The following is a 20,602-nucleotide window of genomic DNA, read 5'->3' as shown; positions in this document are numbered from 1 at the left end:
CTGCAGCCCTCTATACCCCGCTCCACCCCCAGATGGAGGGAATATTTCTTGATCGAGAAGATGGGCTGCTTGGACGCTTAGCAGTGCAACGCTCAAGCACTCGGGCACCGAAGAGGACAAGTAATGACTGGCACTCCCTCACGCCACCGCGTCGTTGCGACGATAGCCCTGCTTGGGCTGGTTGTTGGGAGCGGCTGTCTGACGCTCAGCCCCACAGTCACGATAGAGACGACCGAATCGACAGTGTTCGAGCAACTCTCGGTGACCGAGCCCTGGGCCAGCAAGAGTGTCGAGACGACGGTGACGTTGACGCCGGCAGCAACCACGACGAATGGCGTCACGCAACTCGTCGTGATCGCCGAAAGCGGGAGTACGTTCGACTCGACGACGATAGATAGTGGGCAGACGAGTGTGACAATGTATCTCCCTACGAATCAGAACGCAACGATCGTCGCAGTGAATGCGGTTAACGGGACAGTCGTGGAAAGACGGACGGTCGCTACCGATGGGAACAAACTCTTCTAGACTCGGACGTCGGGAGTGTACTCTGCCGATATGACGACGGCTAGACCAGCCAGTGGGCCACGGCTATAGACCCACAGGATTACCCGAGAGCAGGCCTTGACATCCACCCACAACTGAAGTCGTGGGATTCCTCTCGTGGGAGTCTCAGTCGTCCGAGTCCCCGAGAGCGATATTCCCGCTTGGTGCGGTACTCAGGTTTGTGTACGCCTCGTTGGCCATTGTCTCCGCGATGGAGGGCGGGCTGTGGTCGTCCCACCAGTCGTGATTGTTCCACTTGAGGTACACGGGTCGTGCCATCGACCCGACTGCGTTGTTCTGCCGTCTCAGGAACGACCTCGACGCGACGAGGTCGACGTAGTAGTATTCGCCGCTCGAGCGCTGGCGGCGATCGAGTCGGCTTCCAGGATCGTTGACTCGAGGACGCCCAGTACGTTCGTCTCGACGGAACGTAAGGTCACCGCAGCCGCTCTGATCGATATATTTCCGCTCGAGTTCCTTGTGGGTACGCTCGTGAGCACGGATCATACGCCGAATGTAGGCGCCCCGGTGTCGATTCGGGCAGATGTTTATTTGCGTCGCCAACAATGTTCTAACGTGTATCGACAAGATTCCCAGTCGGTAGGAATCGGCTTGTTCTAGATAAGGGAGGGTTCCATACCTTCAGATGAAATGGTGGACCACGACGAACGATCCAATTCTGGCCTCTCTCGGCGGGATCTCATGGTTATCTCGAGTGCGGTTGGGGTTTCGGGACTCGCTGGTTGTTCAACCCCCTCAGCAGACATAGAACCAGAGGAACGTCCACCAGAGCAATCGGATGCACGGACGATCCTCGATCATACGTCGCCTACGCTCGAAAAGTGGGTCACGGACCTACCGAAGCCCGGTATCGTTGAACCGGTTGGGAGCAAGGACGACCGGCCATACTACGAGCTGGAGATGCAGGAGTTCGACCAAGAGATGCATCCCGACCTTCCGGCGACCACCGTCTGGGGGTACGAAGGACAATTCCCTGGACCTACGATCGAAGCTGAGAAGGGAGAACCAATCTACGTCCGGTGGGAGAATAAATTGCCGGACGAACATCTCTTGCCCGTGGATACAACGATACACAGTGGTATGGTCCCGTATGATATCCCTGGTGTGCGGGCCGTTACGCACCTCCACGGGGGGAACATCGAACACGAGAGCGATGGCAAAGCTCAGGGGTGGTATACCCGTGATTTTGCGGAAACCGGTCCAACTTTCGAGAAGAAAGATTACTTCTACGTGAATGACCAACCGGCATCGGCGCTCTGGTATCACGACCACTCGGTCGGCATTACCCGATTGAACGTCTACGCCGGTCTGGCCGGATTGTATATCCTTCGAAGTGACGAAGAACGGGAACTCGGCCTTCCCAGCGGCGAGTACGAGATTCCACTCGTCTTGCAGGATCGGAGTTTCAACGATGACGGGTCGTTGTTCTACCCAACTACCGTTGCCGACGCGCCCGACGACGAGTCGTTCCCCGATCCGAGCATCATCTCGGAATTCTACGGAGATACATCAGTCGTCAACGGAAAAGCCTGGCCTCGACTGTCAGTTTCTCCCCGAACGTACCGGTTCCGGATATTGAACGGATCGAACTGTCGGTTCTACAATCTCGACCTTCGTGAGTACGACGAGTCCTCCGAAACCGTTGGCGACACCGGTCCGTCGTTCGTTCAGATCGGTAACGACGGCGGCCTCCTCTCGGAACCTGCCGAACTCGACGATCGACTCGAACTCGGCCCTGGGAAACGCGGTGACGTCGTCGTCGACTTCTCGGAGTGGGAAGGGGAGACGCTGCTCCTCCACAATGACGCTCCTGCTATGTATCGTGCTGAATTCAGCAGTGAAGACGATGATGTCGTTTCACTTCCCGAAATCCTGCTCGTCGACGTCTCGGACTCGGCCGCTGAAGAGAATACGAGTCCTATCCCGTCGAACCTGGCAGATGTACCGGAGATTTCACTGGATACCGTCGACAACATCCGGTACCTCCCGCTCTTGATGCAGAGAGACGAGTACGGGCGAAATCTGCACAAGCTCGGCAACGAAGAACACATGTCCGGACTCGCACTGGATGATCCGGTAACGGAGGATCCACGGCTCGGGGACACCGAGATCTGGAGTATTGTCAATCAGACCGGGATGTCTCACCCAATCCACCTTCATCTAGTGCACTTTCAGGTCCTGGGACGGCAATCAGCAGGAGACTACGATCCGGCAGAGGACGACGTCGATCTGGACTCGCTCGAGGATCCCGAACCCTACGAACTGGGATGGAACGACGTGGTCACGGTTCACCCGTCCGAGGTAGTCCACGTGGCGGTCCACTTTGGGGAGTACGAAGGTCTCTTCAACGATCAGACGGGGACGTACATGTGGCACTGTCACATGGTCGAGCACGAGGATTACGACATGATGCGTCCATTCGTAGTGAGACCACCGGAAGACGATGAGGGGAACGACACAGAATAGTCGGTCAGGCATTGCGTCGAACTGACGGTGAACGGCGACAAACCTCGTCGAGTATCCGAGATTACAGAGCGACTGGAGATTACTCGACAAGGCGTTCACAAGGCGCTGTCGCCACTCAAACATCGAGCAATGCTGTCCCCGTCTGGCCCCGAGTACGCGGTGAGTGAGGACCTCGCGCCGCTGCTGGCGTTCGCCCAGGCCGTCGTGACCCACGAGCACCGGTCGCGAGCCCGGGAGCTCGCCCCGAGTGCGACGGTTGAGTGGTGTGATCCGAAGCGCGCCCTCGTCCGTGTCCAGACAGCCGAGGATACGGACGCATTAGATGCAGCCTCCGACTGGCAACCGACCGGGCTCACTCGGTTTGAGAAGTACGGCCTGCAGTTCTTCCTCGCAGGCGAATCCGTGTTCTGGTATGCCCCTGATGAAGCACTCACACCTGCCGAGGTGGTGTGCCATACGCTCATCCTCGATAGCGGGTCCCGTCGCGTCAGCTATGCAATGCTCCTGATCAAGAAGGAGGAAATCGATCGGGAAACGCTCACCGAGACTGCGCAGTGGTACGACTTGGAGCCCACGATCACTACGATGTATCGGCCACTTCAGGGAGAATTCGACGTCTCAGAGGAGTCCCCTGTCGTCCTTCCAAGTGAATCAGATTTACAGCGCTCAAAGACCAGTACGGTGTCGCATGACAGTGTTCAAGGGTGGCGAGGCGATCAAAGAGTTCCTCGAGGAGTTCGATAGCTGGCTGTCGGAGTCGGTGACGGTGTATCTCCTTGGCGGATCTGCGATGACGGTCCGGGGGTGAAAGACCAAACCGAAGATATCGATCTCGCGGTGGGTATTGTTTCTGAGTTCGAGCACGTCTACCAGACGCTCACGTCACAGGGATTCACGGTTGTCGACGAACCAACGGAGTCGTGACGAGATAGATCGAGAAACGGTGGTCGAACTCGTTGGACGTGACCGTGTCAGGCGTGCAGAACGCGAACTGCAGACAGTCGAAGACGATGTTCGGTGGGGGCTAAGTGCGTGATTGTTTCGGTCGCTAATTCTCGACAAGGAAGCAAACGATGCACGAAGATACCGTGGGCTCGAATTGACTGGTGGGTTCAAGACGCTGCGTAAGGAATTCTTACATAGAGCCATTCATGAGTACTGACGACCCTGAAGTCACGACGGTGACGTCGAAGGGGCAGATCACCATCCCAAGTCGGCTACGCAAACAGTTCGGCCTCGAAAAGGGGACGAAGCTGATGGTCGTCCCAACGGACTACGGCCTCGTATTGAAGAAACTCGAGTTGCCGTCCGTCGAGGAGTTCCAACAACGAGTCGAGGAACGCGCTGAGACGGTCGACCTCTCAATGGAGGAAGTCAACGAGTTGGTGCATGATGCGCGGGGCGCTGATGAATGAGAGTTGTTCTCGATACGAACGGACTCATTTCGAGCGTCATCGCGACCGGCGTGCCCCACGAAATCGTCGTCGAGGGGTTTAGCAACGAGTATCAGATCGTCGTCTCCGTCGCGACGCTCACAGAGTTTCGAGACACCCTGCTCAAATATCCGGAGAAGTTTCATATGGACGAGGGAGACGTCCAGCAGGAGGTCGAAACGATCCGCTATTTCGCAGAATTCGTCGCTCCGGATGAAGATATTACCGCGGTCGAGGCCGATCCTGACGATGACAAGTTCCTCGAAGCTGCCGTAGCGGGCAACGTCGACTACATCGTCTCCGGGGATCGCCATCTCCTCGATCTCGATTCGTTCCGAGGGATCGATATTGTCGAGCCAAGAGCGTTCTACGAACTTCTCACGTCCCGGTGATCCATTCGTGACTAATAGGGAATAGGCTAAGCTCCGAGATCTCTCCTCGAGGGCGATCGTCCGACATAGTTTGTTGACCCCAAGGTGGGGTGCGGGGGCCACCGAACCTCCCGCGAGCCACGAATGAACGGGAATGTACCTCTGGCCAGTTCGGAATCGGTTCCAGTAGCATCGCCCGGACAGTCCCACCGAGACACGATCGAATACGTCAGCTTTCGTGTTGACGACAACACCGTCGTCCTGAACCTCTCAGGTCATCGACGGCTCTCCCTCGAGCGCAGTCTGGACCTCATCAATCACAGTCCACAGATCCAATCCAAGGTACTTACGTGATACAAGCGTATCACAGCTTATGAGCACTGACAGCGACAGCGGTGGCGAAGGTGAAATGGAGAAGATCAACGTCCGGGTGCCACAGTCGCTGCTGGCACAGGTCAACGAGGTCTGGGAGGAGCGGCGGTATGCTAACAAATCCGAGTTCATTCGCGATGCACTCCGGGATGCCGTCAATCCTCCCACACAACTGTCCGCGGAAGCGCTTGAGCATCTGGCCGAGAGCCGCAAGCAGCGCGAACAGGGCGAGACGGTGTCACAGGACGAAGTGAAGAACCGGCTGGGAATCGATGACTGAAGTCGAGTGGACATCGAAAGCACTCGATTTACTGGAGGGGGTCGAAATGGAAGCCCAAGAGCGACTAGTCAAGAAACTTGACGAGGCGAAAGACTGGACGTCCCATCGTCGAGAAACCCCCCAGCCAAGAACAACTCACGCCGGAGCGAAGTCTCGAACTGGCGAAACACAGTCCCTTGGGCTCTGAATGGGGATACGGTAGCAGCGATCCAGCCCAATTCGCGCTCTCCCTCCTGCTCGAGTACACCGACGACGAGAAGGTGGCACTGACGGAGTACATGTCCTTCAAGATCGAGGTCGTGAGCCAGCTGGAGTGCACAGGTCCGACGGCTACTGGCGAGTCACCGAACGCGAGACCGACGCCACTCTTCGCGAACCATCAGGTGACACAGTCGCACCGTCCGTCAACTAACGACCAGAGAACAATCCATGTCAGCAACCCGCAGTCTCATACGAACACCGAATCGATGGAGAACAGTGAACTACCCCACTCTACCGCTCGGGCTGACGCCCTCGCGCTTGAGGGTGGGGCTTCCTGTTTCCACGACGCGCTTTGCAGATACAGGCGTATCCACAGGGAGCGCAGTCTCCACAGGCGTTGATTCGGAGCATCCCGCTCCTACGTCTTCGAGGCCGCGAGAAAGAATGTTCCACGCCGCGTTCGCGTCTCTGTCCGCTTCGAAACCACACGCCGGACAGGAGTGTTCGCGCACCCATAGCGGCTTCTCCGTCGAGACACCGCAGGAGGCACACTCCTTCGTCGTTCCGCGCGGATTCACGGCGACGAAGTACGTCCCTTCGCGTTCGCACTTGTACTCAAGCATCCGAAGGAACGTCCCCCGCGCCGCCCCTGATCGGTTCCGCGAGTTTCCGGGCAGTTCGACTAAGCCCTTTGCGTCAAGGTCTTCGACCGCTACGAAGTCGTACTCTCTCGCGTAGTAGTTCGAAAGTTTGTGGAGGAAGTCGCGGCGTTTCTGTTTCAGTTCGGCGTGACGTTCGGCAACGATCCGACGTTGCTTCTCCCAATTCGCAGACCCGTGCTGTTTCCGCGAGAGGTCGCGTTGGGCGCGTTCCAACCGTTCGCGCTCGTCGGACAGGTCGAGCGATTCGACAGCGGTTCCGTCCGTGTCGTGAGCGTACTTGAGAATCCCCACGTCGATACCGACACACCGCTCAGGCTTCTCCGGCGGGTCCTCGGGCGTTTCGAGGCCAAGAATGGCGTACCACTTGCCCGTGGATTCTTGTTTGACCGTGACGGTCTTTGTCTCGGCGTCTTCAGGCAGGTCGCGGTGGAAGGTGAGTGGGATTTCTCCGAGTTTAGAGAGCCACAATCGAGTCCGACCGCTCGTGTTCTTGAGCTTGAAGCCGGATTGACTGTAGGTGAAACTGCGGTACTCGCCCGGTGCTTTCCACTTGAGCGTCCCGATGCGGTAGCCGTTCTCTTTGCGACCGCGAAGCGTCGAGAGGTTGTCGTACAAGCGTTGAACGACTCTCTGAAGAACCTTCGAGTGAACGTTTTTCAGGTCGCTCTACCACTTCTTGAGACTCGGAAGGAGTTTCTGCTCGGAGTACGCCGAGGTTTCGTCGGTCCGGTTGAGGCGGTGGAGGAAGTAGTTGTAGACCTGTCTACAGGTATCGACAGTCCACGCTAACTGCTCTTCGAGAGCGTCGGACGGTCGGAGTCAATACCTGTAGTTGTAGTTCATCTACGAGCGTTCTTCGATGAGTTCGTCAAGTTTCTCTTGGACGAACGAGGACAGACTCAGGTGATTCTTCTGAATCCACTCCTCTTGGTCGTCGCGGATAGAGATGGTCTTGCGCGTTGCCACACCATAACTTATGTAAACAACGTATTAAACAGTTGTGAATGCGTAGGCCTGTGGGTCGAGCGTCGAAGGTGTTCGACACTCGTGCGGCGCTGTATCCCCTCCCTACTCACTTGCTTCGCTCGTTCGTTGAGGAAGGGGCCTTAGCGCCTCAATTCCGGTAATCAACATGCGCCAGTAGAGTACGTCGAACGGAGCAACGTTGGTATCTCCCTCAACGTGAAGCTCAAACGTGGAACCGGAACGAGGGATGAGGACCCGATCACGGCCAAGGTGAAAGCGAAAACACTCGAAGACGCCCGTGAGGATATGGAAACCCTCCGCGAGTACATCCACGGTCTTGCCGAAGACGCTCGGCAAATCCAGCCAGCAGACCTCACACGAAAAGTAATCCCTTTGAGTGTTACACATATTTGTGTAATCATAGAATGTACGAAGTGTGTAGTGAAAAGGAACTCAAGGTCATCCTCGCGCTCGAACCGAGTGATTCCATATCCGGCGTCGCGCGGAAGATCGACGAGAACCGAGAGACGATCCGCCGCGTCGTAAATCGCCTCGAGGAAGCGGGATACGTTGCGTACGACGATGGGCTCCATCTCGTCGACCAGACGCTCCGAGATGTCAGTCTCGAGTTCCTAATCGCAGCAGCAGACACCTCGCCGCCATCGATTTCGGAGGCGTACATCCTCCCACAATTCGCCAGCATGGACTACGCCTTCACCGCCATCGATGCAGTCTATGTCTGGACTCGCGGTGGCTACCAAGTCGCTCGCGACCCAGAGGACTATCCGCTGTTCATCGCAATCCACGAGACCGATCTTGACGCCTGGGCGGCGTTCTTCGATCGGTTCGGAATCCCGACTGTGGAGGAACGCCAACCCACCGACGGCTTCGATGGTGCGATACAGGTCGTCCTCAAGCTGCGAACACAAATCGAAGTTGAGGTGGTCGGCGGACGGCCCGTCATCCCGCTCGAAGAAACCGTAGCGTTTGCAAACGAGCACTACGCGCATTTCCAGTCGGCACTCGACATGCTCGGTCGGATGTACGACGACGTCGACACTGACGCGGCCTACCGTCCGAATTGACGAAGATTCCGTTTAAACCATCCACAGATGTTTAAGTCATCGCAGTGCAATTGTGTAGACATGGCTGTGGATCTCACTGAACGGGTGCAAGAAATCGCGGAAGCGCGAGGCATCCCCGAGTCGGAGATCCTCAAACAGGCGCTGGAACGCGGTGTCGAAGACCTCTGGATAGACCTCGTCCTCTCGCGGTACGTGAACGACGAGATCGATCGAGAAACGGCGATCGAACTCGTTGGACGTGACCGCGTCAAGCGTGCGGAACGCGAACTGCAGGCAGTCGAAGACGATGTTCGGTGGGGACTAAGTGCGTGATTGTTGCGGTCGCTGATACAGGCCCACTTATCCATCTTGACGAAATTGATGCCCTTGACTTGCTCTCGGTAGTCGATAAGCTCCTCATCCCACAAACCGTATACGACGAACTCAAGATAGATACAGTTCCGGCGGCACTCAGTACCATCGGGTACGAACTCGTCGAGGCAGAGGTTACTGAACGCACCGATGATTTAGACCCCGGCGAGACTGCCGCTCTTGCAGTCGCGTCTAAGCACTCAGCTGTCCTTTTGACTGACGACCTCGCTGCAAGAGACGCCGCTGAGGATGTCAATGTCGAGGTGCATGGCTCAATCGGTGTCATTGTTCTCGCATACACTCGTGGGGAACTCACCAAATCGAAAGCAGCCGAGCTGATGCGGGCACTCCAGACAGAGACAAGCCTGTTCATTACTGATGCCGTGGTTGAACGGGGAATCGCACTGCTCGATGAACCATTCGAGTAATTATGAGGCTATTCTCGCCTCTCAGTTGAAGATTTACAACGAGTAGAAGCGGTGGAAGCTGGTCAAGGAAGTAGCCCATAACTAGAGCAGTTTATCGTCGCCTCCAGAGAGCTGAGGCGAACACAAGTGGCTAACACGTCAGATTCATCCATCGAATCAGGTGGTCTCACACCGGAACAGCGTCTCGACCCACCGAATACGCGACTCATCAACGCTGGTATCGCGACGATTCGCGACATGAAGACGCTGCGAGCGTGCGTTGCCTACGAAAACGCCCACCAGCAACGCGTCCAGATCCTCCGCCGACTCAAAGACCGGGCCAGCGAGATTCGGTCAGAAGATACCTGAATGGGTGCTCACGGGCTGTTTGTCGGCGCCGCCATGGGTGGAGGCTCGAAATAGATGAGCGATCGACCCAAGATCAAGATTCAGCGACAGACCGCGTTCGGAGACGATGGCCAACTCGAAGTAACCGAGACGAGCGTCGGGGCCTCAACCGCGCCAGACCCCGACAGGCTTCAGTTCTCTTGATTCTTCATCAATTGCTCACGGCGTCGCTGGAACTCCGCTTTGTCGATCTCGCCTCGTGCGTATCCGCGTTGGAGAGTTTCCATCGCGGAGTCGTCGCTCTCCGGAGGTGCGTCACCTCGACCTGTTGCCCAGTAGAGGAGTCCGCCGACCAGCCCCAGCATTCCGAGTGCCCCGCCGACGAACGGCAGCCCACCGAACCATCCACCGTTCCGGCCGTTCATCATCCCCGGGCCAGACCCCCTCCCTGGACCCATCATTCCGCCATCGGAGTTCCCGTCACCTCCGGTGCTAGATCCATACGCTATTGCGCCCTGTTCGACGATCGCGTCGCTCTCGGGCACGTCACCGTCCGGAATCGGACTGTCTTCGGCTGGACCGCCAGGGCTGCCGATGACGATACGACCGACCATCCCGACCGACTTGTGCGGAATGCAGTAGTAGTCGTACGTACCCGGTTCTTCGAACGTGTACTCGAACTCTCCCGACGAGATAGTCCCACTATCGAATACGCTGGCGTCGGATGGAATCCGGTTCTCGTAGGCCGTTGCCGAGTGTGCACCGGCTGCTATCTCGAAGCGGACGGTCGTGCCGGGTTCAACGTGGAGCCCAATCGGATCGAAATAGTTGTTGCCCATCTTCACGACGGGCGTCTCCTGTGCGCTGGCTGGCTGAGAGAGGCCTGTACTGGCGACTGCGCCGGCACCGAGCACTCCCAGGAACTGACGTCGATTATAGTTCGTCATATGAGTTGAATCGGTCGCTGGTTCGTTATCCACGCACGACATCGACGAGGCGCTGGGCGAATCCAGATGACTTCTGGCTCGCGCTCTCGATAGCCGACTCCAGGTCCTCCCGGTCGACGATACCAATGAATTCGGCGGTCTGTTCACCGTTCGCGTAGACGAGTGTCGTCGGCGTCTTCCGGACGCCGTACTCCTCGGCCGTTTCCAGATCTTTCTGGATGTCGACCTCCCGGAACTCCACGTCCGGATACTTGTCCTCGAGGCCGTCGTTTTTCTCCCGTTGTGTTGCGCATGCTCCGCACGTCTCTTGGGTGAAGAGGATGACTTCGGTCACATAGTATTCTACGTGATTGGGACTTAACCACATTACTATTTAGAATCGTAAGCTGAGAGAACTCCATCTCTTCGATTCGAAGGCGTGCTCACACAGTGGTGATCGGGAGTAGCATCATGAATTCGATCACACAGGCGTGGGAATACACACCTTGGTGCGTACTCGTTGGCTCACTCCGATCGTTCGAGTCTCTCGCGGCGGGATTCGAACTCTTCGTCGGTGAGGTCGCCGCGAGCGTACGCCGTGCGGAGTTCCTCCATCGCGGGATCTCGAGACGTCTGGCTTTCGTTCGCGCGCCGGAGGACGAGGTAGCCACCGCCGAGGAGGATAAGGAGGAAGATGAGCGGGACGAGCATCCCAACGAGCGGCCACCATCCACCAGTACCGCCATACTGCCCCATCATCCCACCGTACCCCATCATCCCGCCGAATCCCATCCCCATTGTGAGCAACGGAAGCAAGATGATCGCTCCGAGTATCAGGAGAACGATTGTCGTGGTGTCGAGTTGGTTCGATGAAGCCATCGAAGATCAGGCCTCCGACGTGAACTCTTGTTCGTCGGTGACGGCCGAGAGAACACGCTCGAAACGCTCGTTGACCTCGGTCGCGATGGAGTCGAGCGCATCGTTGTCCGCGATACCGACCAATTGCTTTGGATCAACGGCACTCACAACAATATCGCCGTCATCGGTTTCGTAGACGATGACGTTACACGGAAGGAGTGCGCCGAGTTCGATTTCTTCGGTCAGTCCCTCGTATGCCAGCGGGGGATTGCATGCACCGAGAATGCGATACTGGCGGTATTCTTCGCCGATCTTCTCCTTGAGCGTCGCCTGGATGTCGATGTCACAGAGAACGCCGAATCCTTCGTCTTCGAGCGCTGCGATTGTCGTGTCGACGACGTCGTCGAACTCGCCGGTGACTGAAGTCTGTATTGTGTATTCCATGAAATATCATACTCCGTCCACGGGGTTAACGCTTGGGTACCCCAACGGCGGACGTTGGGGGGTGTGGTGCATCTGCTGGAACAGCAACTGTTCCGATCATCCGGTGCGTTCGAGCTGTTTTTGCCGTCGATCGAATTCGTCATCTGAGAGTTCCCCGCGGGCGTAGCGCTCGCGGAGAACCGACACCGACTGCTCATCGTTCTCACCGGATCCTCGGTTGAGGAGTGCATAGACGAGGTAGAGCGGGACGGCGATGAGAATGACGCCGCCAAGGAGTTCTGCAACCAGAAACTCCCACCCGAGGAGGATGAGTATCATCAGCCCGAGTTCGACGATGAGGTTCGTTGACGCGAACATGAACGCGAAGAAGTTCACTGTGTGCGCTCCCTTCTTGAACAGCCCCTTCCCAATGGCGACCGCGCCGAAGCTACAACCACTACTTGCCGCGCCGAATACGGTTGCTTTCGTGAGGCCACTCAGATTCCCCTCTCCGAGTACGTTGGCCATCCGCTCTTTCGAGACGTAAACCTGAACGAGACTCGTAATGACGAGCCCCATGATGATCGCCCACGCCGCCGTCCAGAGGAAACCGACGCCGATCCGCAACGACTCGAGGATTCCGTCGATGAGGGCGGCTTGCATATCTAAACTATCGCAGCCATCGGCTTTGTTATTTGTTCTTAAGAAACCGAGGCAGTGGGTGGCGTAAATCTTGCATTCAAAGGTGACTCATATTACCAGCTATGGTCAACCGTTCGAGAACTGCGTTCGGGTATATCAGTTTCTGCGTGTCACTGATTCCAGTCGGTAGTTGCTGTTTGATCTTCCGACGGACCGGTCACACAGATATGGGGGTTGTACCGCTGTTTCCCCACGATATTCTTGCGCCGTGTTACCAAGGGATCGCTCCCTTTCGAATTGTAAGAGAAACCCGATTGAAGGAGTAGAGCGTATCTCTAGTCATGAGCACGACTACCACAAACCAAGACGCGTACGAAATGGACTCCACGGCCAACGTGATGCATCTCGATTCGTTGGCACTGGCGGGCGCAGCAGCAGTCATCTCTGCCGTCGCGATGCTCCTGCTCGGTGTGTTCGGAGCGATCGGCGTCTACGAGGGCGCAGTCGAAGCGATGGAGCAGTGGCACCTGTTCTTCGAACCGACCGTCGTCGGGACTGTGGCGGGTATGGTCGAGGCAGCGGTGATCAGCTTCGTCTTGATGTACGCCTTCGCGTGGCTGTACAACGCCTTCGCATCTTGACATCCTCCCGCGCCTGAAGACGCGGGAATCCCGAGCGTTGGGATATTAAGGTTCGCAGCGCGCCTGTTCCCTCGGGTGGAACGACCCAGAGGTTTGGTTGAACAAGCGAACTGCTGGCCGTGCCAAACGACCGTTACTCATATCCTCCGTAGGAGGATTCTGAGTTATCTTTCTGCGAATATTCACCGCCCCATTCACGTCCGCGTTCATCGTGACACCACACGAGTTACAGACGTACAACCCACGCTCCACACGATTCGCGTCTCGCTTCCGACCACAACACGAACACGTCTTCGATGTGTCTCGCTCTGAAACTCGGTCAACGAGGATGCCGTGTTCTTCGGCTTTGTATTCAAGCAAGGTGGTGAAACGGTCGAACTCCCACCCGTGGAGTTTCTTGTTGTCACTCCGACCCCAGTTCTGTGACTCGCCGTTCTCGTCTTCACGAATTCCGGTGAGTTTGCCAATCGCAACACGACCGACTTCGTGTTTGATGAACTGCTCAACAAAGTGACTCGCTAACGAATGCAGGAAATGGTCTTTCCTCCGAGACAACTTCTGACGAGCGCGTAATGCACGGCGTGACGGGCCATTTTCCCCCTCTGTGTCGTACTCATCACGAGTAAAGTAGTGCTTGTCCTGCTTCAGCACGTTCCCCGGATACAACGTAGTAGCACCATCATCATACGCGAGTGAAGCGTACTGGCAGATTCCAAGGTCTATTCCTGCGGTGTTGTCTCCGGGTGCATCCTCGGTTGGAACCTCGACGTTGCAGACGAGGTGGAGTTCCCAACGGTCTCCGTTCCACACAGCCCGAACCTGTTGGAGACTGTCCACTGCCACGTCTGGACGTGTTTTGTATTCACAGAGGATGAAATCTGAGCGGTACTGTTTGAGGTTGAAGCCTTTGGAGAGGCGGAGTTTGTTGTGTTTGTTATCGTGACGGATGCCGTTCTGCTTCCACGTCACGGTAGAGCGTGGGTGATTGTCGCCTCGTTTTCGGTAGCCGGGTGGGTTGGCGTCCTCGTCTCCGCGTTGGCGTGCTTTGTACCAACTGGTGAACGACTCAGCAAGCTCTTCAAGAACTCGCTGACTGGATTGAGAATGTAAGTCCCTGTATCGTTCGTGTTCCTTGAGTTCGGATTTGAGTTCGCCATCGTCGGGGATTTCCCCGTCGTCATCCCATCGGCCTTGAGAGTAGTATCGGGCGACGTTCCACAGTTTCGACGCGGAGAATCCGCAGTCATCGAGGTCGTCACTCACCTGAGAGTGGTTGACGATTTTCGCTCGATAGGTGCGGGTTGTCTCCAGCATCGAACTGCTCCCATAACAAGTTATGAGAATTGTTGTATTAAAGATAGTGATTGTAGCGTGGAATATCCTGCTGTGCTATCGAGCGGTGGGCGGTGTAGTATATTGTCGGATTCATCCTGCGTCTAAAGGCGCAGGTATTCTCCTTGTTTTGTATAACTCAGGGAATCAATCCATGTACGTCACCGACAAAGCCGAAATCGTCATCGACGCCTCGTCCGAGGAAATCTGGGAGTACGTAACCGACCCAGTCCATTGGACGGCGTCGAACCCCGAGGAACACTATGGGCTCGAATACGACACGCCCGATAACCGTCCCCGAGAGGGCGCAACGTTCCACCAGGCCGAAGAGGTCGCCGGGATGTACGCCGACCTGCATGGCCGATTCCAGTATATCGACCATCCCAACGTGGCGGTCTGGACGGGGACGGCGTACTACCCGCTCCTTCGAGGACTCGTCACCGTTCGGATTCCCGAAGGAGGGACTATTCGACTCGAAGAGATTGCAGACGCGACTCGGATGTCACACGCCGTCTGGATGGACTTCCCGAACAACCGACGGGGTCGGGCGCTGAAATGGGTGTTCACGACCGCTCTCAATGGGAAGGCGAAACTCTACGACCACACGAACAAGGAACTCGTCTTCTTCAGGGATCGCATCGAATCGGCGGCACCTGAGAAACCGAAGCCGCAGGGGACGAGTTCGTAGCAGAATCAGTTGTCAACCGAATCATGGACACCGACATTCTCATTCCAACCGATAGAAGTGACTTTCCACATCGTCACCCCGTCCATGGGGGAGACGATTCAAGAGCCACGTCACCGTAGAACAAGGTATGAACGAACCGTCTCCATTCGACGCAATCCGCGAATTCGAGTTCGACGGTACCTCCTACAAGATGGCCGATCTCACAGTCCTCGAAGACAAGGGTCTCTGTGAACTCGACCAGCTCCCCGTCAGTATCCGCGTTCTCCTCGAGTCCGTTCTCCGCAACGTCGACGGGGAAACGATAACCGCCGAGGACGTTCGCAATGCCGCCTCGTGGGAACCAGAGGTCCCAAACGTCGAACTCCCATTCACGCCCTCCCGAGTCGTTCTACAGGACCTCACCGGTGTCCCTGCCGTGGTCGACCTCGCAGCACTCCGATCAGCGGTCGATCGCAAGGGTACAGATCCAACCATCGTCGAGCCGGACGTCCCGTGCGACCTCGTGATCGACCACAGCGTGCAGGTCGACTACTTCGGCTCCGAGGATGCCTACGAACGCAACGTCGAACTGGAGTACGAGCGCAACGGTGAGCGGTACCGTTCCCTCAAGTGGGCCCAACAGGCGTTCGACGACTTCCGCGTCGTCCCGCCGGGGACTGGTATCGTCCACCAGGTGAACCTCGAGTACCTCGGCCGGGTTGTCCACGCCCGCGAGCGGAAGGGGAAAGAGTGGCTCCTGCCGGACACGCTCGTGGGGACAGACAGCCACACGCCAATGATCGGCGGTATCGGCGTCGTCGGCTGGGGTGTCGGCGGCATCGAAGCTGAAGCCGCGATGCTCGGCCAACCGATCACGATGAAACTCCCCGAAGTGGTCGGGGTCCGGCTCACCGGCGAACTTCCCGAGGGAGCGACCGCGACCGATCTCGTCCTTCACGTTACTGAGCAGCTTCGGGAGGTCGGCGTCGTCGATCGGTTCGTCGAATTCTTTGGCCCCGGTGTGTCGAATCTCACCGTTCCAGACAGGGCGACCATCGCGAACATGGCGCCCGAACAGGGCTCGACCATCAGTATGTTCCCCGTCGACGAAGCAACGCTCGAGTACCTCGAACTCACGGGCCGCGACGAGCAGCACATCGGACTCGTTCGCGAATATCTCGACGCACAGGGACTGTTTGGTGAACAGAATCCCGAGTACACCGAGGCGGTCGAACTCGACCTTTCGACGATCACTCCCAGCCTCGCCGGGCCGAAACGCCCCCAGGATCGCGTCCCGATGGGCGATATGAAGACGCACTTCCGGGGACTGGTCCACGGCGAATTCGAGGACGAACTCGACGATATCGACGAAGATGCGATCACACGATGGATCAGCGAGAGCAGCGGTTCCGACGACGACCGACCCGACCCCGATCTTCCGGAACCGGACGTCGGCGATCTCACCGATCGAGTCGAAGTCAACGTGAACGGCGAGAAAACCGAAATCGGGCACGGCAGTGTTGTCGTCAGCGCCATCACCAGTTGTACGAACACGTCGAATCCGTCGGTGATGCTCGCGGCGGGGCTACTCGCCCGCAACGCTGTTGAGTGCGGGCTCGACGTTCCGGCGTACGTCAAAACGAGTCTTGCACCGGGCAGTCGAGTCGTCACCGAATACCTCGAAGCCTCCGGACTACTTCCCTATCTGGAAGACCTCGGCTACAATGTTGTCGGCTACGGCTGTACGACCTGCATCGGAAACGCTGGACCGCTTCCCGAGCCGATCGAACGCGCGATCGACGCCGAGGACCTCTGGACGACGAGTGTCCTCTCTGGCAACCGAAACTTCGAGGCACGTATCCACCCAAAGATCCGGGCGAACTACCTCGCCAGTCCGCCGCTCGTGGTCGCCTACGGTCTCGCTGGGCGCATGGATATCGATCTCGAACACGATCCACTCGGCACTGACGATGACGGCAATCCGGTCTATCTCTCTGATATCTGGCCCGACACCGACGAGATCCACGCGGCAGTCCACGACAGTGTCGATTCCTCGATGTTCAAAGAGAAGTACGCCGAAGTGTTCGAAGGTGACGAGCGCTGGGAATCGCTCGATGCGCCGACTGGCGACGTCTACGAGTGGGACGACTCTTCGACGTACATCCGCGAACCGCCGTTCTTCAGGGATTTCCCCCTAGAGAAGCCGGGCGTCGAAGATATCGACGGCGCTCGCACGCTGATGCTGCTCGGTGATACGGTCACGACCGACCACATCAGCCCGGCCGGACCGTTCAGCCGTGAGCAACCGGCCGGTGAGTGGCTCGCCGACCACGGCGTCGAACCCCACGAGTTCAACACCTACGGCGCCCGGCGCGGGAACCACGAGGTAATGATGCGCGGCACCTTCGCCAACGTCCGCATCGAGAACGAGATGCTCGACGATGTGGAGGGTGGCTACACGATCCATCACCCAACCGGCGACCAGACGACGGTCTTCGAAACCAGCCGTCGCTATCGCGAAAACGACACGCCGCTGGTCGTGTTTGCGGGTGAAGAACTTGGAACAGGGTCGAGTCGTGACTGGGCGGCAAAGGGAACGGATTTGCTGGGTGTCCGTGCGACGATCGCCGAGAGCTACGAGCGCATCTTCCGAGACAACCTCGTCGGTATGGGTGTCTTGCCGCTCCAGTTTGTCGACGGTGACTCGTGGGAGTCGCTCGGCCTCGACGGCTCGGAACGGGTCGCGATTCACGGACTCGACGACGGCCTAGACGTGAACGACGAGCTCACTGTCGTCACGGAACGTGCCGATGGCTCGACCGTCGAATTCCCGGTCACGGCACAGGTTGGGACGCCTGCAGCCGTTCGATACGTCGAAAATGGCGGAATCCTTCATCTGGTGCTCCGTCGATTACTCACCGAATAGTAGCCACCTCTCTCCAGAGAGTCGTCTTTTCCGGACACGGCGAAGAATGCTGCTGGTGAAACCAGCTGATTAGCGGAGTCGGCCGAGCAGCTCGTAATCGTGATCCGGAGTGTACCGACGGAACAGCAGACTGTTTGACAACACCGACACACTCGAGAAGGCCATTGCGCCGGCGGCGAGGACGGGCTGGAGCAGACCGAGTGAAGCCAGCGGGATCATCGCCGTGTTGTAACCAAGCGCCCACACGAGGTTCTGCTTGATCTTCTGGAGTGTCGCGTCCGAGATGCGGATGGCCTTCACCACGTCGAGTGGGTCGTCGCGCATCAGCGTCACGTCCGCCGCTTCGATGGCGACGTCCGTCCCGCTCCCGATGGCGGTCCCGACGTAGGCGACAGCCAGCGCGGGCGCGTCGTTGACGCCGTCGCCCACCATCATCGCCTTGCGGCCTTCGTCCTGGATGGCCTCGACGGCGTCGGATTTGTCCTCGGGGAGCACCTCCGCGCGGACGTTCTCGGGATCGATCCCAACCTGCTCGGCGACGGCACGAGCAGTCCGCTCGTTGTCGCCGGTGATCATCATCACGTCGACGCCGCGCTCCTGCAGTTGGCTCACGGCCTCCGTCGCACTTTCTTTGATCGTGTCGGCGTCAGCGACCACACCGACGAGTTCGCCCTCGTAGGCGACGAGCATTGCCGTCTTCCCCTCGTTCTCGAGGCGCTCCATCGTCTCCTGTGCGGGCGCAGGGTCGATCCCGTTGTCCCGGAGGAGCTTTCGGTTTCCGACCAGCACCTCGCTGTCACCCACGGTCGCTTTGATGCCGTGGCCGGGGACGTTCTCGAAGTCGTCGGGGTCGCTCACGTCGACGCCGCGCTCTCTGGCTCCGTCGACGATGGCACGGGCGAGCGGGTGTTCGCTCCCGCTCTCGGCTGTGGCTGCGAGCCGCAGTACGTCGTCCTCGCTGAGGCGGTCACGTGCGGTTAGTTGGCCGCCATCGGCAGCGGTGTCGCCGCCATCTGTGATAGGCTGTCCGTCGCCATCGAAGACGACGACATCGGTCAGTTCCATCTCGCCTTTCGTCAGCGTGCCTGTCTTGTCGAAGACGACCGTGTCGACGTCTTTCGCCCGTTCGAGGATGTCACCGCCCTTGAACAGGACGCCGTTCTGGGCACCAATCGTCGTCCCAACCATCGTTGCCGCAGGCGTCGCTAACCCCAGCGCACAGGGACAGGCGATCAACACGGACGACGCGAAGACGATGAGCGCGAACTCGAAGACCGAGACAGTGCCACCAGCCACGGCTGGTCCGCCAGCGACCGCCCCCCAGAGCGGGAGCCAGTCGACGAATCCGGCGAGTGCTTCGGGGAACAGGAACCACACAGTGCCCCACAGCAACGCGTTCGCGATGACCGCGGGGACGAAGTACGCCGAGATACGGTCGGCAAGGTTCTGGATGTCTGGCTGGCGGGACTGGGCCTCCTTGACTGTCTGAACGATCTGCTGGAGGGCGGTGTCCTTTCCGACCTTCGTCGCCTCGACGACGAGCACACCGTTCTCGTTGATCGTTGAGCCAACGACTTCGTCCCCTTCACCTTTCTCGACGGGGACCGACTCGCCGGTGACCATCGACTCGTCGACAGCACTCTGTCCGTCGACGACGACGCCGTCCGTCGGGATCTGTTCACCAGGTCGTACCTTCATGCGGTCGCCAACGGTGACATCTTCCAGTGGCACTTCCGTCTCGTTGCCGTCCTCGTCGACGAGGATGGCCGTCTCGGCCTCCATTTCGAGGAGCTTCCGAAGGGCGTCGCCCGCCTGCCCTTTCGAGCGGGCTTCGAGATAGTTCCCGAGGGTGATGAACACCAGGATGAGCGCGGCAGTATCGAAGTACAGGCTCCCCGCGATCAGTCCGGCAAGTACCGCGACTGAGTAGAAATACGCAGTGGACGAACCCAGTGCGATGAGAACGTCCATGTTGGCGCGCCTGTTGTTGACCAGCGCGTTGTACGAGTTCTTGTAGAACGGCCAGCCGAGCACGGCCTGAACGGGTGTCGCCAGCAGGAACTCTACCCACCCGAATTCGACGCCGAAGACCGTCTCCGGAAGAATTCCCCCGCCGAGCAGAAACTTCTCTGCGAGGAAAAACAGCATCGGAGCCGAGAGCGCGGCTCCGAACAGCGTCAGTCGAAGCTGTTTTCGAATCTCACCCTGTCGCGCGGCGTCCCGAGCATCTTCACCCGATTCACCGCTGTCGCCGTCTTCACGGACCGGCGAGTAACCAGCGTCCTCGATAGCGTCGTAGAGCGCGTCGAGGGACGTGTCCGCAGGGTTGTACCTGACCTGCGCTTCGTCGGTGGCGAAGTTCGCTTCGGCCGCGATAACACCCGGCGTGTTCTCGAGTGCGGTCTCGTTCGTCTGCACACAGTTGGCACAGGTCATATCGGAGATGCCTATGGTCACCGTGTCAGACACCGCACCGTAGCCAGCGTCCTCGATCGTCTCGTATATCTCTGCGAGCGATACCGTCTCGGGGTCGTACTCGACGGAGCCCTCGTCCGTGGCGAAATTGGCGTTCGCCTCGATGACGCCGTCGAGTGACTCCAGGGCGTCGCCAACTGTCCCCGAGCAGTTGGCACAGGTCATTCCTGTGATGTCGAGATGTACTGTGCGTGTTTCCATTGTCA

Annotated in this window: 21 protein-coding genes and 7 pseudogenes; 17 read left to right on the top strand and 11 right to left on the bottom strand. The window is 58.2% G+C overall.

Annotated elements, in window-relative coordinates:
* The first annotated feature begins 123 nt into the window (after positions 1-123).
* Positions 124-525 (top strand): hypothetical protein, encoded by a 402-nt coding sequence (locus tag NGM29_RS19175; RefSeq protein ID WP_254161195.1) that lies wholly within the window; start codon positions 124-126, stop codon positions 523-525.
* A gap of 144 nt (positions 526-669) precedes the next feature.
* Here NGM29_RS19175 and NGM29_RS19170 read toward each other — a convergent pair.
* Positions 670-981: pseudogene (locus NGM29_RS19170) on the bottom strand (hypothetical protein); the annotation flags it as partial.
* Between the two features lie 213 nt (positions 982-1,194).
* Here NGM29_RS19170 and NGM29_RS19165 point away from each other — a divergent pair.
* From NGM29_RS19165 to NGM29_RS19130, 7 genes and pseudogenes are all read left to right on the top strand, one after another.
* A complete protein-coding gene (locus tag NGM29_RS19165; RefSeq protein ID WP_254161193.1) occupies positions 1,195-3,030 on the top strand; it encodes a multicopper oxidase family protein in 1,836 nt (611 codons plus the stop codon).
* A gap of 36 nt (positions 3,031-3,066) precedes the next feature.
* Positions 3,067-3,722, top strand: a pseudogene (locus NGM29_RS19160) (MarR family transcriptional regulator); the annotation flags it as partial.
* A pseudogene (locus NGM29_RS19155) lies at positions 3,719-3,951 on the top strand (hypothetical protein); the annotation flags it as partial. The pseudogenes NGM29_RS19160 and NGM29_RS19155, both read left to right, overlap by 4 nt.
* Positions 3,952-4,181: 230 nt before the next feature.
* Positions 4,182-4,445 (top strand): AbrB/MazE/SpoVT family DNA-binding domain-containing protein, encoded by a 264-nt coding sequence (locus NGM29_RS19150; RefSeq protein ID WP_254161191.1) that lies wholly within the window; start codon positions 4,182-4,184, stop codon positions 4,443-4,445.
* Complete coding sequence (locus tag NGM29_RS19145) at positions 4,442-4,855, top strand: putative toxin-antitoxin system toxin component, PIN family (RefSeq protein WP_254161189.1); 414 nt, start codon at positions 4,442-4,444, stop codon at positions 4,853-4,855. The genes NGM29_RS19150 and NGM29_RS19145 overlap by 4 nt, the downstream gene beginning before the upstream one ends.
* A gap of 352 nt (positions 4,856-5,207) precedes the next feature.
* Positions 5,208-5,486 carry a ribbon-helix-helix domain-containing protein gene (locus NGM29_RS19135; protein ID WP_254161187.1) on the top strand — a complete coding sequence of 93 codons (279 nt, stop codon included), beginning with the start codon at positions 5,208-5,210 and terminating at the stop codon, positions 5,484-5,486.
* 86 nt (positions 5,487-5,572) lie between these two features.
* Positions 5,573-5,898: pseudogene (locus NGM29_RS19130) on the top strand (DUF6166 domain-containing protein); the annotation flags it as partial.
* Positions 5,899-5,968: 70 nt separating this feature from the next.
* Here NGM29_RS19130 and NGM29_RS19125 read toward each other — a convergent pair.
* Positions 5,969-7,192 (bottom strand): annotated as a pseudogene (locus NGM29_RS19125) (RNA-guided endonuclease InsQ/TnpB family protein).
* Entirely contained in the window at positions 7,193-7,315 is a 123-nt protein-coding gene (locus NGM29_RS21220; RefSeq protein ID WP_256548198.1) for a hypothetical protein, read from the bottom strand.
* A 204-nt stretch (positions 7,316-7,519) separates the two neighbouring features.
* On the opposite strand from NGM29_RS21220, the pseudogene NGM29_RS21530 reads away from it, so the two are divergent.
* The 6 genes and pseudogenes from NGM29_RS21530 to NGM29_RS21215 form a co-directional block, all read left to right on the top strand.
* Positions 7,520-7,687 (top strand): annotated as a pseudogene (locus NGM29_RS21530) (DUF7389 domain-containing protein); the annotation flags it as partial.
* A gap of 53 nt (positions 7,688-7,740) precedes the next feature.
* On the top strand, positions 7,741-8,400 hold the full coding sequence (locus tag NGM29_RS19120; protein WP_254161185.1) for an RNA polymerase subunit sigma-70: 660 nt from the start codon (positions 7,741-7,743) through the stop codon (positions 8,398-8,400).
* A gap of 60 nt (positions 8,401-8,460) precedes the next feature.
* The gene (locus NGM29_RS19115; RefSeq protein WP_254161183.1) at positions 8,461-8,712 is read left to right on the top strand and encodes a ribbon-helix-helix protein, CopG family; all 252 of its coding nucleotides are present in this window, start codon (positions 8,461-8,463) and stop codon (positions 8,710-8,712) included.
* Positions 8,709-9,179, top strand: a complete 471-nt coding sequence (locus tag NGM29_RS19110; protein ID WP_254161181.1) for a PIN domain-containing protein — start codon at positions 8,709-8,711, stop codon at positions 9,177-9,179. The genes NGM29_RS19115 and NGM29_RS19110 overlap by 4 nt, the downstream gene beginning before the upstream one ends.
* Positions 9,180-9,305: 126 nt before the next feature.
* Positions 9,306-9,527, top strand: a complete 222-nt coding sequence (locus tag NGM29_RS19105; RefSeq protein WP_254161179.1) for a DUF8129 domain-containing protein — start codon at positions 9,306-9,308, stop codon at positions 9,525-9,527.
* A 54-nt stretch (positions 9,528-9,581) separates the two neighbouring features.
* Entirely contained in the window at positions 9,582-9,710 is a 129-nt protein-coding gene (locus tag NGM29_RS21215; protein WP_256548197.1) for a hypothetical protein, read from the top strand.
* On the opposite strand, the gene NGM29_RS19100 is transcribed toward NGM29_RS21215, so the two are convergent.
* The 6 genes and pseudogenes from NGM29_RS19100 to NGM29_RS19075 form a co-directional block, all read right to left on the bottom strand.
* On the bottom strand, positions 9,698-10,453 hold the full coding sequence (locus NGM29_RS19100) for a plastocyanin/azurin family copper-binding protein (protein ID WP_254161177.1): 756 nt from the start codon (positions 10,451-10,453) through the stop codon (positions 9,698-9,700). The genes NGM29_RS21215 and NGM29_RS19100 overlap by 13 nt on opposite strands.
* 25 nt (positions 10,454-10,478) lie before the next feature.
* Positions 10,479-10,787: a thioredoxin family protein gene (locus NGM29_RS19095; protein ID WP_254161175.1), complete on the bottom strand. Its 309-nt coding sequence runs from the start codon at positions 10,785-10,787 to the stop codon at positions 10,479-10,481.
* Between the two features lie 170 nt (positions 10,788-10,957).
* A complete protein-coding gene (locus NGM29_RS19090) occupies positions 10,958-11,311 on the bottom strand; it encodes an SHOCT domain-containing protein (RefSeq protein ID WP_254161173.1) in 354 nt (117 codons plus the stop codon).
* Positions 11,312-11,317: 6 nt separating this feature from the next.
* Positions 11,318-11,734: a DUF302 domain-containing protein gene (locus NGM29_RS19085; RefSeq protein WP_254161171.1), complete on the bottom strand. Its 417-nt coding sequence runs from the start codon at positions 11,732-11,734 to the stop codon at positions 11,318-11,320.
* 96 nt (positions 11,735-11,830) lie between these two features.
* A complete protein-coding gene (locus tag NGM29_RS19080) occupies positions 11,831-11,920 on the bottom strand; it encodes an SHOCT domain-containing protein (protein ID WP_254161235.1) in 90 nt (29 codons plus the stop codon).
* Positions 11,921-11,953: 33 nt separating this feature from the next.
* Positions 11,954-12,376: pseudogene (locus NGM29_RS19075) on the bottom strand (permease); the annotation flags it as partial.
* Between the two features lie 320 nt (positions 12,377-12,696).
* Here NGM29_RS19075 and NGM29_RS19070 point away from each other — a divergent pair.
* On the top strand, positions 12,697-12,996 hold the full coding sequence (locus NGM29_RS19070) for a hypothetical protein (protein WP_254161169.1): 300 nt from the start codon (positions 12,697-12,699) through the stop codon (positions 12,994-12,996).
* Between the two features lie 45 nt (positions 12,997-13,041).
* Here the strand turns inward: NGM29_RS19070 and NGM29_RS19065 are convergent, their stop codons facing one another.
* The gene (locus tag NGM29_RS19065; RefSeq protein ID WP_254161167.1) at positions 13,042-14,310 is read right to left on the bottom strand and encodes an RNA-guided endonuclease InsQ/TnpB family protein; all 1,269 of its coding nucleotides are present in this window, start codon (positions 14,308-14,310) and stop codon (positions 13,042-13,044) included.
* Positions 14,311-14,482: 172 nt separating this feature from the next.
* Between NGM29_RS19065 and NGM29_RS19060 the strand changes: the two genes are divergently transcribed.
* Both NGM29_RS19060 and acnA read left to right on the top strand, forming a co-directional pair.
* Complete coding sequence (locus tag NGM29_RS19060) at positions 14,483-15,016, top strand: SRPBCC family protein (protein WP_254161165.1); 534 nt, start codon at positions 14,483-14,485, stop codon at positions 15,014-15,016.
* A gap of 127 nt (positions 15,017-15,143) precedes the next feature.
* Positions 15,144-17,921, top strand: a complete 2,778-nt coding sequence (gene acnA / locus NGM29_RS19055; protein WP_254161164.1) for an aconitate hydratase AcnA — start codon at positions 15,144-15,146, stop codon at positions 17,919-17,921.
* A gap of 69 nt (positions 17,922-17,990) precedes the next feature.
* Here the strand turns inward: acnA and NGM29_RS19050 are convergent, their stop codons facing one another.
* Positions 17,991-20,597, bottom strand: coding sequence for a heavy metal translocating P-type ATPase (locus tag NGM29_RS19050; RefSeq protein WP_254161162.1), 2,607 nt, complete (start codon positions 20,595-20,597; stop codon positions 17,991-17,993).
* Between the last annotated feature and the right edge of the window lie 5 nt (positions 20,598-20,602).

This window comes from Natronosalvus rutilus (assembly GCF_024204665.1).
GTDB classification, from domain to species: Archaea; Halobacteriota; Halobacteria; order Halobacteriales; family Natrialbaceae; genus Natronosalvus; species Natronosalvus rutilus.
This window is presented reverse-complemented; position numbering and strand designations above follow the sequence as displayed.

What these genes read in the sequence shown, in the direction of transcription:
- NGM29_RS19150 (WP_254161191.1), top strand. Translation starts at nt 4,182, where the DNA reads ATGAGTACTGACGACCCTGAAGTCACGACGGTGACGTCGAAGGGGCAG.
- NGM29_RS19165 (WP_254161193.1), top strand. Translation starts at nt 1,195, where the DNA reads ATGGTGGACCACGACGAACGATCCAATTCTGGCCTCTCTCGGCGGGAT.
- NGM29_RS19090 (WP_254161173.1), bottom strand. Translation starts at nt 11,311, where the DNA reads ATGGCTTCATCGAACCAACTCGACACCACGACAATCGTTCTCCTGATA.
- NGM29_RS19100 (WP_254161177.1), bottom strand. Translation starts at nt 10,453, where the DNA reads ATGACGAACTATAATCGACGTCAGTTCCTGGGAGTGCTCGGTGCCGGC.
- NGM29_RS19115 (WP_254161183.1), top strand. Translation starts at nt 8,461, where the DNA reads ATGGCTGTGGATCTCACTGAACGGGTGCAAGAAATCGCGGAAGCGCGA.
- acnA (WP_254161164.1), top strand. Translation starts at nt 15,144, where the DNA reads ATGAACGAACCGTCTCCATTCGACGCAATCCGCGAATTCGAGTTCGAC.
- NGM29_RS19085 (WP_254161171.1), bottom strand. Translation starts at nt 11,734, where the DNA reads ATGGAATACACAATACAGACTTCAGTCACCGGCGAGTTCGACGACGTC.
- NGM29_RS21215 (WP_256548197.1), top strand. Translation starts at nt 9,582, where the DNA reads ATGAGCGATCGACCCAAGATCAAGATTCAGCGACAGACCGCGTTCGGA.
- NGM29_RS19065 (WP_254161167.1), bottom strand. Translation starts at nt 14,310, where the DNA reads ATGCTGGAGACAACCCGCACCTATCGAGCGAAAATCGTCAACCACTCT.
- NGM29_RS19060 (WP_254161165.1), top strand. Translation starts at nt 14,483, where the DNA reads ATGTACGTCACCGACAAAGCCGAAATCGTCATCGACGCCTCGTCCGAG.
- NGM29_RS19135 (WP_254161187.1), top strand. Translation starts at nt 5,208, where the DNA reads ATGAGCACTGACAGCGACAGCGGTGGCGAAGGTGAAATGGAGAAGATC.
- NGM29_RS19120 (WP_254161185.1), top strand. Translation starts at nt 7,741, where the DNA reads ATGTACGAAGTGTGTAGTGAAAAGGAACTCAAGGTCATCCTCGCGCTC.
- NGM29_RS19050 (WP_254161162.1), bottom strand. Translation starts at nt 20,597, where the DNA reads ATGGAAACACGCACAGTACATCTCGACATCACAGGAATGACCTGTGCC.
- NGM29_RS19175 (WP_254161195.1), top strand. Translation starts at nt 124, where the DNA reads ATGACTGGCACTCCCTCACGCCACCGCGTCGTTGCGACGATAGCCCTG.
- NGM29_RS19145 (WP_254161189.1), top strand. Translation starts at nt 4,442, where the DNA reads ATGAGAGTTGTTCTCGATACGAACGGACTCATTTCGAGCGTCATCGCG.
- NGM29_RS19070 (WP_254161169.1), top strand. Translation starts at nt 12,697, where the DNA reads ATGAGCACGACTACCACAAACCAAGACGCGTACGAAATGGACTCCACG.